Below are 12,623 nucleotides of genomic sequence, written 5' to 3' on the forward strand. Positions count from 1 at the left end.
TGCAGCGCCAACGATTGTTGCAATCTTCTTCATGTAGTTTCTCCCATGAATGTTGTTTATTGTTTTACGCAACTTTTAAATAGTAGTTACGCATAAACGCACGGGAGCTATTGCAATTTTCGAGCCAGCAATGAAAACCTACTGGAATTTTTCGAAAAACCGAGCGTTTAACGCGCTTCTACTTATTAACAGACTTTAAGCCTAAAACTAAGGTAGCCCATAACGCACCAAAAATACACAAAAAAATGTTTACTGCGCTACTTAAGTGCAAGACAAGAAAAGTTCATATTTAAAACAAACAGTTGTTTTGGAAAGTGAGGGGGAATTAGGGGATATCAGGCATAAAGGAAACAGGTGAAGCATGGCTCCACCTGAAAAAAACAGATATGAATTAATTAATCTTAACGTCTAACTCACCAGACTCATAACGATCAGCCATGTTCTCTAATGAGATTGGCGTGATCAGACTTGCGTTACCTGCGGTACCAAACGCTTCATAACGATCGATACAGATATCGCGCATCGCGGTCATGGTCTCTTTTAGATACTTACGTGGATCAAATTCAGCTTTGTTATGCGCCAAGAAACGGCGAATAGCGCCGGTAGAGGCTAAGCGAAGATCGGTATCAATATTGACCTTGCGCACACCGTGCTTAATCCCTTGAACGATCTCTTCTACCGGCACACCGTAAGTTTCAGGAATCTCGCCACCGTATTCATTAATGATGGCCAACCAATCTTGAGGTACTGATGAAGAGCCATGCATCACTAAGTGAGTATCAGGAATGCGTGCATGAATCTCTTTGATTCGCTGAATCGCTAGCGTATCGCCAGTAGGTGGACGGGTAAATTTGTATGCTCCATGACTGGTACCTATGGCAATCGCTAAGGCATCCACGCCTGTTTTGCGAACAAAGTCAGCCGCTTCTTCAGGGTCAGTTAACATCTGATCGTGCGATAAAATCCCTTCTGCACCGATACCATCTTCTTCGCCTGCCATACCCGTTTCCAGTGACCCTAAGCAGCCCAACTCACCTTCAACAGAAACACCACACGCATGCGCCATTTCAACGGTACGACGGGTCACTTCAACGTTGTACTCGTAAGAAGTCGGCGTTTTACCGTCCGTACCTAGAGAGCCATCCATCATCACGGATGAGAAGCCCATCGCAATTGAACGCTGGCAGACTGCAGGACTAGTACCATGATCTTGGTGCATACAGATAGGAATATGCGGAAACTCTTCAATGGCAGCCAAAATCATATGACGCAGAAAGTTAGATCCGGCATATTTACGTGCGCCCGCTGAGGCTTGCACGATAACGGGAGAGTTGGTTTTGTCAGCCGCTTCCATGATGGCGCGCATCTGTTCTAAATTGTTTACGTTAAACGCAGGAATTCCATATCCCCGCTCAGCAGCATGATCGAGCAACTGACGCATAGAAATAAGAGCCATGAGAATAAACCTCTCTAAATTTTAGTGTTGATCACTGCTTTGCAGCGCGTTGTTCCAAAACGGCAACCGCCGGTAACACTTTCCCTTCTACAAACTCTAGGAAGGCACCGCCCCCAGTCGAGATGTAGGAAACTTGATCAGCAATCGCGTATTTATCAACAGCAGCAAGGGTATCACCACCGCCGGCAATGGAAAAACCTTGGCTTTCCGCAATAGCCATCGAAATAGTACGAGTACCTTCGCCAAACTGGTCAAATTCGAACACACCCACTGGACCATTCCAAATGATGGTTCCCGCAGCTTTTAACAGTTCTGCCAAACTCTGTGCTGATTTAGGTCCAATATCTAAAATCATGTCATCTTCAGCCACATCATCCACTGATTTAACGGTTGCTTCAGCATCTTCAGCAAACGTTTTCGCTACAACCACATCTACCGGCAATGGAATATGCACCTTAGCCATCAGTGCTTGAGCTACCGGAATGAGGTCATGCTCGCACAGTGATTTACCCACCGGTTTACCCGCAGCGGCCAAGAAGGTATTCGCAATACCACCACCGACGATCAATTGATCGCATTTGTCAGATAAGGAGTTTAATACCTCCAGCTTGGTAGACACTTTAGAGCCACCCACGATGGCCATCATAGGACGAGCAGGTGCATCCAGGGCTTTGGCAAGCGCTTCTAATTCATTGGCCAACAATGGACCTGCACAGGCAGTCGGAGCAAATTTAGCCACACCGTGCGTTGAGGCTTGTGCACGATGCGCAGTACCGAAAGCATCCATGACAAAGACATCACACAAGGCCGCCATTTTTTTGGCTAGCTCTTCATTATCTTTTTTCTCACCGGCGTTGAAGCGCACGTTTTCGAGCACAACAAGATCGCCCTCAGCGACGTCAAAATCAGCGTTCAACCAATGTCGAATCAACGGGACAGGGCGCTTCAGTAATACGGAGAGATGCTCCGCAACTGGCGCCAGTGAATACTTCTCTTCATACTCTCCTTCCGTTGGACGACCTAAATGTGACATAACCATCACTTTAGCACCCGATTTCAGTGCTAACTCAATGGTCGGTAACGAAGCACGAATACGCGCATCTGATGTTACTTTGCCATCTTTTACGGGTACATTAAGATCTTCGCGGATAAGCACTCGCTTTCCAGCTAGATCTAGATCGGTCATTTTCTGAATACTCATACGCTGAGTCCCTGTTTCATAGTTAGTCAAAAAGTTTAGGTTTGTGCCAGCCAGTGTTCTGCCACATCGAGCATGCGGTTGGCATAACCCCATTCATTATCAAACCAGCAAACCATCTTTAACAATTGGCCGCCTGATACACGCGTCTGTGTGCCATCCACAATCACTGAGCGGCTATCACTATTGAAATCGATAGATGCGTGAGGCTCTTCTGTATAGCCCAACAGATTCAACAGAGGGTCACTTAACGCTGATTGCTCAAATAAGGCATTTACGTCCTCAACAGTGACCTCACGAGCCAAATTAATCGATATATCCATCAAGGACACATTAATCGTTGGCACGCGCAAATGCAGACACTGGAAACGTCCAGCCAAATGAGGAAGAAGCCTATCTATTCCCTTACTTAACCCAGTATCGACAGGAATAATCGATTGCAGTGCACTGCGCGTTAGCCGCAGATCCGTTCGATGATAACTGTCAATCACGGGTTGATCATTCATTGCCGAATGGACCGTCGTGGTCACTCCGTTAAGGATACCAAAATGGCGATCCAAAAGGTCTAGTACGGGTACCAAGCAATTGGTCGTACAAGAGGCTGCTGATACGATACGCTGTGATCCATTTAAGGCATGATGATTGATACCGAAGATAATCGTTGCATCAATATCCGCAGAAGCTGGGTTAGAAAAGAGCAAACGTTTTGCCCCACTGTTTAAGTGCTTTTGCGCCTGTGCACGATCGGAAAAGCTACCAGAACAGTCGAGAACCAGATCAACATCCAACGCTGCCCAAGGCAGAAATTCTGGATCTTCTACACTTAATACCTTAATGGCGTCTTCATTGATCAACAGATGCTGATCGCTGTGACTCACCGTCATAGGGAAGCGGCCATGCGTTGTGTCATAGCGTGTTAAATAGGTTAGAGTTTCGATATCCGCTAATTCATTTAATGCGACAACCTGCAGCTTTTGCTGCAGGCCTCGCTGATATAGCGCACGCAAAACGCACTGGCCAATACGTCCGTATCCGTTAATTGCAATCCGATAGCTCATAGGAATGTGATTAGATCAACCCACGTGCTGTTTCGAGAAGGTTTTCAACGGTAAAGCCAAAGTGCTTAAATAGATCGCCCGCTGGAGCGGACTCACCAAAGCTTCGCATCCCCACAATAGCACCGTCTAGTCCAACATACTTGTACCAGAAGTCTGCTTGAGCGGCTTCAATAGCAATACGAGCGGTTACTGCTTTTGGCAGAACGCTCTCGCGGTAAGCGGCATCTTGCTTATCAAAACGTTCTGTACAAGGCATAGAGACGACTTGAACCTGACGACCTTCGCTTGAAAGCTGTTGCGCGGCATCCATCGCTAACGCCACTTCAGAACCGGTTGCGATCAAAATAAGATCTGGCTGACCTTCGCAAGCTTTTAATACATATCCGCCACGCTCTATGTCAGCAATCTGTTCATTTGAACGTGCTTGATGCGCAAGGTTTTGACGCGAGAAGATCAACGCACTTGGACCATCCGTACGCAGGACTGCTGATTTCCAGCTAACGGCTGACTCAACAGCATCGCATGGACGCCACGTTTCCATATTGGGTGTATGACGTAGGTTAGAGATCTGCTCAATTGGCTGATGCGTTGGGCCATCTTCACCCAAACCGATAGAGTCATGGGTATAGACAAAGATGACACGCTGCTTCATTAACGCAGCCATACGCACGGCATTACGCGCATATTCCATAAATACCAGGAAAGTTGCGCCGTAAGGAATGAAGCCACCATGAAGAGCGATACCGTTCATCATGGCACTCATGCCAAATTCACGCACACCGTAATACAGGTAATTACCATTCGCTTCTGCTTTAGAAACACCCTTAGCGCCGGACCAAATGGTTAGGTTAGATCCAGCCAGATCAGCTGAACCGCCCAAAAATTCCGGCAAGATCGGACCTAGTGCATTCAGTGCATTTTGAGACGCTTTACGGGTAGCAATGGTTTCGCCTTTGGCAGCCACCTCAGCAATCCACTGATCCACTTTTGCAGTGAAATCAGCTGGCAATTCGCCACTTAAACGACGTAACAATTCATCGGCTAACTCAGGATAGGCGCTTTTGTAGGCAACCAAACGCTCATTCCATTCCGTTTCGGCATGCTGACCTGCTTCAACGGCATTCCAGTCATCATAAATTTCAGCAGGAACATCGAAAGGCAAGTGTGGCCACTGAAGTTGTTCGCGTGCCAATAAAATTTCATCTTCACCTAACGGAGCACCATGGCAGTCTTCCTTGCCCTGCTTGTTTGGTGAACCAAAGCCGATAATCGTTTTACAGCAGATTAACGTCGGCTGTTCAGTATTTTCACGCGCTTTTTCAATCGCTTCACGAATCTGATCTGCATCATGACCGTCGACATTCGCAATCACTTGCCAGCCGTAAGATTCAAAACGTGCAGGTGTGTTATCGGTAAACCAACCTTCCACTTCACCATCAATAGAGATGCCGTTGTCGTCCCAGAAAGCGATCAACTTACCGAGGCCTAAGGTACCAGCCAGTGAACAAGCTTCGTGGGAAATACCTTCCATCAAACAACCGTCACCAAGGAAGGTATACGTGAAGTGATCAATAACGTCATGGCCTTCACGATTAAACTGCGCAGCCAATACTTTTTCTGCGATAGCCATACCGACCGCATTGGTAATACCTTGACCTAATGGACCGGTTGTCGTTTCAACACCAGGGCAGTAACCATACTCTGGGTGTCCTGCGGTTTTGCTATGCAATTGGCGGAAGTTTTTAATATCTTCAATGCTGACATCGTAGCCAGTCAGGTGAAGTAACGAATAGATCAGCATAGAGCCGTGGCCGTTGGAAAGCACAAAGCGGTCACGATCATACCAGTATGGATTGGCAGGGTTATGCTTCATGAAGTCATTCCATAAGACTTCAGCGATATCCGCCATACCCATTGGCGCTCCGGGATGACCGGATTTAGCTTTCTGGACGGCATCCATGCTCAATGCACGAATAGCATTGGCAAGTTCACGACGAGAGGACATTCAAACAACTCCTAGGGGTGGCCCGATTTAGTGTAGCGTGCGTAATAAAATTTCAGTGGTGATTTTCTCGCAGATAGCCACGCGCTTCAAATGCAAATGCACATAAAGCGCAAAATTCATGCAAAATCTCTTAATTTTCACCCTAAACACCAAATTCAGTTGTGAAAATGACGGCCCAAACCGCTAAAATGGCCTGAATGATTCTAGACTGTTGCCTAATTTTGAAACGATAGGATATTTCCTGACATGAGCGAATACACTCTTTTCACCTCTGAATCTGTTTCAGAAGGTCACCCAGACAAAATTGCTGACCAGATCTCTGATGCGGTTTTAGATGCCATTATCGCCCGCGACAAACATGCCCGCGTTGCCTGCGAAACACTGGTTAAAACCGGTGTTGCGATTGTAGCCGGTGAAATTTCTACGTCTGCCTGGGTTGATCTTGAAGACTTGGTTCGAAATGTCATCAACAACATTGGCTATACCTCTTCCCAAGTTGGTTATGACGGTGCGACTTGCGGCGTAATCAACTTGATAGGCAAACAAAGCGTCGATATCGCTCAGGGTGTTGATCGAAGCAAGCCTGAAGATCAGGGTGCAGGCGATCAAGGTTTAATGTTTGGCTACGCCACCAATGAAACGCCATCCTTAATGCCAGCACCGATTCATTACGCTCATCGCTTGGTTGAACGTCAAGCTGAACTGCGTAAGAGCGGTATGCTTCCTTGGTTACGTCCTGATGCGAAAAGTCAGGTTACTTTTCGCTACGATAATGAAGGTAAACCTTGTGGGGTTGATGCTGTAGTTCTATCAACCCAGCATGACCCTGAAATACGACAAGATGATCTGCGCCGTATGGTGCAGCGTGAAATCATCGAAGCGGTTATTCCTGCAGAATGGCTGAGTGAAAACACACGCTATCATATCAATCCTACCGGAAAATTTGTTATCGGCGGACCTGTGGGGGACTGCGGTTTAACCGGTCGTAAAATTATTGTGGATACCTACGGTGGTATGGCGCGTCATGGTGGTGGTGCATTTTCTGGTAAAGATCCTTCTAAGGTGGATCGTTCAGCTGCCTATGCCGGTCGCTATGTGGCTAAAAATATCGTCGCTGCGGGCCTAGCGGATCGCTGTGAAATTCAAGTTTCCTATGCTATCGGTGTCGCTGAACCAACCTCTGTTTCTATTAATACGTTCGGCACCGGCAAGATTAGCGATACTGACATTATTAAACTGGTTCAAAAGGAGTTTGACCTACGCCCTTATGCGATCACGAAGATGCTCGATTTACTGCATCCCATGTATCAATTAACGGCAGCCTACGGTCACTTTGGTCGTGAGCCTTTCGAAACCAGTTACGAGTGGATCGATCAAGAGGGTAAAACACAAACTGAAACCTTTATCGCCTTCCCTTGGGAAAAAACCGATAAAGCAGATAGCTTACGCAAAGCATCCGGTCTTTGATGTTTACTGACTAAAAGTTCACTAAATAGGTAGCGACATAGCCCATGAGAATTCCACGCTTCTATGAGAACCAACCGCTGGCTGGCATGCAAGAGTTAACCCTAACTGACTCAGTTTTTCAGCATGCGGCAAAGGTTCTCAGGATGCGCGAAGGGGATAAACTCACCCTGTTTAATGGCGATGGCGTTGACTATTTAGCGGAAGTCACTCATGCAGATAAGCGACAAATGCAGATTCGTGTGCTCGAGTCTGCACCTAATGAGCGCGAATCATCCTTAAAGATTGAAATCGGACAAGCCATCTCTCGCGGTGAACGGATGGATTATGCTATTCAAAAAGCCACCGAATTGGGTTGTCATAAGATATCGCCGCTTTTTACCGAACGCTGTGAGGTACGACTGTCATCTGATCGACAAGACAAGCGCCAACGCCACTGGCAGCAAACAGCTGTGAGCGCTTGTGAACAATCAATGCGCGCCACACCTCCTGACATTTCAGCTCCGCTATCGCTTGAAGCGTGGCTTAAAGACTGCGAAGCTGAGTTAAAACTGGTTCTTCACCCGCATGAAGAAGCGCCATTGGATAGTTATCAAGCACCACAATCAGTTGCCTTGTTAATCGGTCCGGAAGGTGGTTTAAGCGATGCAGAGATCGCATTGGCCTTAGAATATGATTTCAAACCATTAAGGCTTGGACCTAGAGTCATGAGAACAGAAACCGCACCCGTTGCTGCCTGCGCTATTCTTCATTATCTTTGGGGTGATCTGCGTTAAGTTTTGGCAAACCGCCTAATATCAAAGGATTTCATATGAGCATAAAAATCGGCATCGTGATGGACCCCATCGACGCCATCAGCTACAAAAAAGATTCCAGCCTCGCCATGCTGTGGGCCGCACAACGTAAAGGCTGGGAGCTTTGGTATATGGAGCAGTCCGATCTTAGCATTGCTCAAGGTGAGGCTATGGCACGCATGGCACCGTTACAGGTGCAGATGGACCCTGTGCACTGGTTTGAACGCGGAGAATATCAGTCAAAAGCCTTAGCCGACCTAGATGTGATCTTAATGCGCAAAGATCCACCTTTTGATAATGAATTTCTGTATTCCACGCAAATTCTTGCCTTAGCCGAAGCGAAAGGGACCTTGATTGTTAATCGCACCCAAGGACTTAGAGACTTCAACGAGAAGCTGTTTGCCACACACTTCCCTCAATGCTGTCCACCCGTTCTCGTTTCACGCAACACTGAACAACTTCGCGCTTTCCAAGCCGAACACCGCGATGTGATCTTCAAACCACTGGATGGCATGGGTGGCACTTCGATCTTCCGCATCAAAGAAGATGGCTTAAATTTAGGCGTCGTGATTGAAACTCTAACTCAACACGGCACGCAAATGTGTATGGTGCAAAAATATTTACCGGAAATCAGCCTAGGCGATAAGCGCATCTTAATGATTAACGGTGAACCTGTTCCCTATGCATTAGCCAGAATTCCGTCTGCAGGTGAAACACGTGGCAACCTTGCTGCAGGTGGGCGTGGTGAAGGTCAGCCCCTAAGCGACAGAGACCGCTGGATCTGTGAACAAGTCGGCCCTCGTTTAAGAGAACAAGGATTACTTTTTGTTGGCTTAGATGTGATTGGCGACTACCTAACGGAAGTGAATGTAACCAGTCCGACATGCATCCGAGAACTGGACAACCAATTCGGTTTAGATATCGGTATGCAGCTGATGGACACGATTGAAAAGACACTTGCGAACCGATGAGCCTAGAGCCTGATCGCCAACATTCATGGTATAAAACCGCAGCAGACCGCTTCGGCCTTAATTTGTTTTTGGCCGTCGCTCTGCATGGTTTTTTGATTTTGGCGATCAGCTTTAATCTACCCCAAAGCGTCAAACCTCAACATACACTTGATATCACACTGGCTTATCAGCCGACAGAGCAAGCACCAGATGATGCCGATTTCTTTGCACAAGAAAATCAGCTCGGCAGTGGTGACAGTGAGGAGATGCTTGACCCGAGTGTAACGGAAGAATCACTCCTTGAAGATGAAGAAATTCGTGAGCAAGCACCGATTCCTCAGCCTGTAGCTGAACCTATTCCTGAACCACAGCCTGAACCAACACCGCCAGAACCGGTGCCCGAAGCAGTCGTACAACCCGAACCCGCACCACCGGCACCACCGGCACCACCGGCACCACCGGCACCGACTGAAACACCAGCAGCAGTGGTAACTCAAGCGCCAGCAGTGCAACAAGCACCGGTGCAGCAGCAACGTCAACCAGAGGCATCACCACCGCCCACCTCAGGACCATCCGGATCGCTGCTGGCACGAAGCATGGAAATAGCCAGCATTCAGGCGCAACTGTCGGCGCAACAACAAGATCAATCGCGCAAACCTCGTGTTAGGCGCCTAACATCTTCTCCGTCAACCATGGCTCATGATGATGCGATCTATTTAGATAACTGGCGTCGCCGCATCGAATCTGTCGGCAATATGAATTACCCAGAAGAAGCACGCCGCAATAACATCAACGGCAGCTTACGCTTACTGGTTGCCATTATGCCAGATGGCAGTGTTGCAGAGATTGATGTTCTCCAATCTTCAGGACATGCGGTACTGGATAATGCAGCTATCCGTATCGTACAAATGGCTTCTCCCTTCCAACCCTTCACCAACGAAATGCGTCGAAGTACCGATCGTCTTGAAATAATTCGTACCTGGAAATTTGAGAATCGCGCCAGCGTGAACTAAACCTAATATAGAATTATTTTTTGTATGCATCTACACAGCCGATGACTATCGGTATTTCAGGGTAAAGATCATGTCTGAATCTACGTCTCTTCGCGATCAATTTCTTATTTCGATGCCTCACCTCGACGATCGCCATTTCTCTAACACCCTGACCTATATTTGCGATCACAGCGAATATGGTGCGATGGGCATCATTGTTAATCGACCTGCAGGTATGTTAGTTCATGACCTCTTCGCCCATATTGATCTGGACTACAGTAAAATAGCGATCGACCCAATGCCTGTATTTCGTGGCGGACCGATTCATCAAGATCGCGGTTTTGTATTACATCGCGATGATGGTAGTCGATGGTTATCCAGTCATTCGATCACTGGTGATATTCGCCTAACCACATCAATGGATATTTTAGAAGCGATCGCCGTTGGCGAAGGCCCTAAAGATTATTTAGTCGCACTTGGCTATGCCGGATGGAGCCCCGGTCAACTGGAACAAGAGATCTGTGACAATACTTGGTTAAGCTGCCCAGCAAATTCAGATATAATGTTTAAATTACCAGCTGAGGAGCGACTTCAGGCAGCGGCAGCATCACTGGGTGTCAATTTACAACTGATGACAGCACATGCCGGACATGCCTAATCGACATATTGCATGCAACCATCTCGTGTTACGGCAACAGACTTTGAAACGGCATTAGCATTTGATTTTGGCACCCGACGTATCGGAGCCGCTTTTGGTCAACGAATCACCGCTACTGCGTCTCCTCTTGAACCCATCGCTGCAAAAGATGGCATTCCAGATTGGAACCTCATAAACAGTTTAATCGACACTTGGCAACCTCACTGTTTGGTCATTGGTATCCCGCTAAATATGGATGGCAGCATCAGCGATATGGCTCGTCGTTCACGAAAATTCGCTAACCGCCTTCACGAACGCTTTCAACTTCCCTGCTTTATTATCGACGAACGCCTCACAACACGCGAAGCAAAAGAGATCCACCATGCGGCAGGCGGTAGCAATCATTACCGCAAAGATCCCGTTGATAGCATTGCTGCGCGTTTAATTCTAGAAGACTGGTTTAACACTGACACTCTTTTTCCCAGCCACACGCCACTGGAGAGCCTTTATGGTATCAGGTAATCTGAATGTCGAGCATTTGCTCGATAAAATGACACAGAACCTCAACGCACTGATCACATACCGCAACATCGAAGACCCCCTCATTGTTGGCATCAGAACCGGCGGTGTTTGGATTGCAGAACATCTACATCAGCGTCTAGGCTTGCAAAGCCCCATGGGAATGCTAGATATCTCTTTCTATCGAGATGATTTTACCCGAAATGGCCTTAATCCCAAGGTACTGCCTTCCAATCTTCCCTGCGCGACTGAAGATCGCCACGTCATTCTGGTGGATGATGTGATTATGTCGGGCCGAACCATTCGCGCCGCCATGAATGAGCTGTTTGATTATGGACGTCCCGCTTCGATTACGCTGGTCACCTTGATCGACCTACAGCACCGTGAAATTCCGATCCAGCCCGATGTTGCTGGCGACATTATGACGCTGGGCGCGGATCAGCAGATCAAGCTCAACGGCCCTGCCCCACTTGTTTTGGAAATACGGCAACGAAACAACTAATCGGCACACTCCTTTGACGCTAATTTGAGATTAACACCATGCCTAACCCGAATCATTACGACAGCATACAACTGACACCCGAAGGTCAGCTGAAACATTTTCTGACCATCGAAGGCCTGCATGCTGAGTTGCTCACAGAAATTCTCGATACCGCCGATTCCTTTGTCGATATGAGCGCGCAACAGGTCAAAAAAGTCCCACTACTTCGAGGCAAAACCGTCGCCAATCTGTTTTTTGAAGCCAGCACACGCACTCTATCAACCTTTGAGCTAGCTGCAAAACGCCTTTCCGCAGACGTACTTAACCTGAATATCAGCACCTCTTCTACCTCTAAGGGTGAAACGTTAAAAGACACTCTGATGACCTTAAGGGCGATGCATTGCGATATGTTTGTGGTGCGCCACTCCGCCAGTGGCGCTGCACACTTTATCGCGGAACATGTCACGCCGGATGTAGCCGTCATCAATGCCGGTGATGGTCGCCATGCACACCCAACTCAAGCGATGCTGGATATGCTCACTATTCGCCAACATAAGGGCGACTTTACGAAACTAAAAGTCGCTATCGTCGGCGATATTCTGCATTCTCGTGTCGCTCGATCTCAAATTCATGCACTGCGTATTCTCGGTGTCGAAGAGATTAGAGTAATTGCCCCGCAAACACTCCTACCCCGTCATATTGAGTCAATGGGAGTTAAAGTGTTTAACGAAATGTCGCGTGGTTTGCGCGATGTCGATGTCATTATTATGCTTCGCCTACAAAAAGAGCGAATGCAAACAGCGTTACTACCCAGTGAATCAGAGTTCTATAAATTATTTGGTTTGACTGAAGCCAAGCTAGCCTACGCAAAGCCGGATGCGATTATTATGCATCCAGGGCCGATCAATCGTGGCGTTGAGATAGAATCAGGGGTTGCCGATGGTGATCGCTCGGTTATTTTACAACAGGTTACTAATGGCATAGCCGTTCGCATGGCGGTGATGTCAATGGCGATGAGCGGTCAGTTAAAACAAACTCAGCAGCGATTAGAGGCGTCAGGGGTCTAATG

The 12,623-nt window shown here is 47.6% G+C and carries 12 protein-coding genes; 8 read left to right on the forward strand and 4 right to left on the reverse strand.

From position 1 onward, the window contains the following. Window positions 1-391: 391 nt before the first annotated feature. The 4 genes from fba to tkt are packed head-to-tail and all read right to left on the reverse strand — an operon-like array spanning window position 392 to window position 5,717. Window positions 392-1,456 (reverse strand): class II fructose-bisphosphate aldolase, encoded by a 1,065-nt coding sequence (fba, locus tag F7R24_RS05390; protein WP_151670228.1) that lies wholly within the window; start codon window positions 1,454-1,456, stop codon window positions 392-394. Window positions 1,457-1,487: 31 nt separating this feature from the next. Next, window positions 1,488-2,657 (reverse strand): phosphoglycerate kinase, encoded by a 1,170-nt coding sequence (locus F7R24_RS05395; protein ID WP_151670229.1) that lies wholly within the window; start codon window positions 2,655-2,657, stop codon window positions 1,488-1,490. A gap of 35 nt (window positions 2,658-2,692) precedes the next feature. Then, window positions 2,693-3,712, reverse strand: a complete 1,020-nt coding sequence (locus F7R24_RS05400) for a type I glyceraldehyde-3-phosphate dehydrogenase (protein WP_151670230.1) — start codon at window positions 3,710-3,712, stop codon at window positions 2,693-2,695. Between the two features lie 10 nt (window positions 3,713-3,722). After that, entirely contained in the window at window positions 3,723-5,717 is a 1,995-nt protein-coding gene (gene tkt, locus F7R24_RS05405; protein WP_151670231.1) for a transketolase, read from the reverse strand. A 246-nt stretch (window positions 5,718-5,963) separates the two neighbouring features. Between tkt and metK the strand changes: the two genes are divergently transcribed. The 8 genes from metK to F7R24_RS05445 all read left to right on the forward strand — a co-directional run bounded on the left by metK (window position 5,964) and on the right by F7R24_RS05445 (window position 12,621). Then, entirely contained in the window at window positions 5,964-7,184 is a 1,221-nt protein-coding gene (gene metK / locus F7R24_RS05410) for a methionine adenosyltransferase (protein WP_151670232.1), read from the forward strand. A 44-nt stretch (window positions 7,185-7,228) separates the two neighbouring features. Beyond that, window positions 7,229-7,957: a 16S rRNA (uracil(1498)-N(3))-methyltransferase gene (locus F7R24_RS05415; RefSeq protein ID WP_151670233.1), complete on the forward strand. Its 729-nt coding sequence runs from the start codon at window positions 7,229-7,231 to the stop codon at window positions 7,955-7,957. 35 nt (window positions 7,958-7,992) lie between these two features. Then, window positions 7,993-8,946 (forward strand): glutathione synthase, encoded by a 954-nt coding sequence (gshB, locus tag F7R24_RS05420; protein WP_151670234.1) that lies wholly within the window; start codon window positions 7,993-7,995, stop codon window positions 8,944-8,946. Continuing rightward, window positions 8,943-9,938 carry an energy transducer TonB gene (locus F7R24_RS05425; protein WP_151670235.1) on the forward strand — a complete coding sequence of 332 codons (996 nt, stop codon included), beginning with the start codon at window positions 8,943-8,945 and terminating at the stop codon, window positions 9,936-9,938. The genes gshB and F7R24_RS05425 overlap by 4 nt, the downstream gene beginning before the upstream one ends. Before the next feature lie 70 nt (window positions 9,939-10,008). After that, on the forward strand, window positions 10,009-10,575 hold the full coding sequence (locus F7R24_RS05430; protein WP_151670236.1) for a YqgE/AlgH family protein: 567 nt from the start codon (window positions 10,009-10,011) through the stop codon (window positions 10,573-10,575). A gap of 12 nt (window positions 10,576-10,587) precedes the next feature. Next, the gene (gene ruvX / locus F7R24_RS05435) at window positions 10,588-11,076 is read left to right on the forward strand and encodes a Holliday junction resolvase RuvX (protein ID WP_151670237.1); all 489 of its coding nucleotides are present in this window, start codon (window positions 10,588-10,590) and stop codon (window positions 11,074-11,076) included. Further along, entirely contained in the window at window positions 11,063-11,575 is a 513-nt protein-coding gene (pyrR, locus tag F7R24_RS05440; protein ID WP_151670238.1) for a bifunctional pyr operon transcriptional regulator/uracil phosphoribosyltransferase PyrR, read from the forward strand. The genes ruvX and pyrR overlap by 14 nt, the downstream gene beginning before the upstream one ends. 38 nt (window positions 11,576-11,613) lie before the next feature. Then, complete coding sequence (locus tag F7R24_RS05445; RefSeq protein ID WP_151670239.1) at window positions 11,614-12,621, forward strand: aspartate carbamoyltransferase catalytic subunit; 1,008 nt, start codon at window positions 11,614-11,616, stop codon at window positions 12,619-12,621. The last annotated feature ends 2 nt before the right edge of the window (window positions 12,622-12,623 follow it).

The sequence above is a fragment of the Nitrincola schmidtii genome (assembly GCF_008973715.1).
Taxonomy (GTDB): domain Bacteria; phylum Pseudomonadota; class Gammaproteobacteria; order Pseudomonadales; family Balneatricaceae; genus Nitrincola; species Nitrincola schmidtii.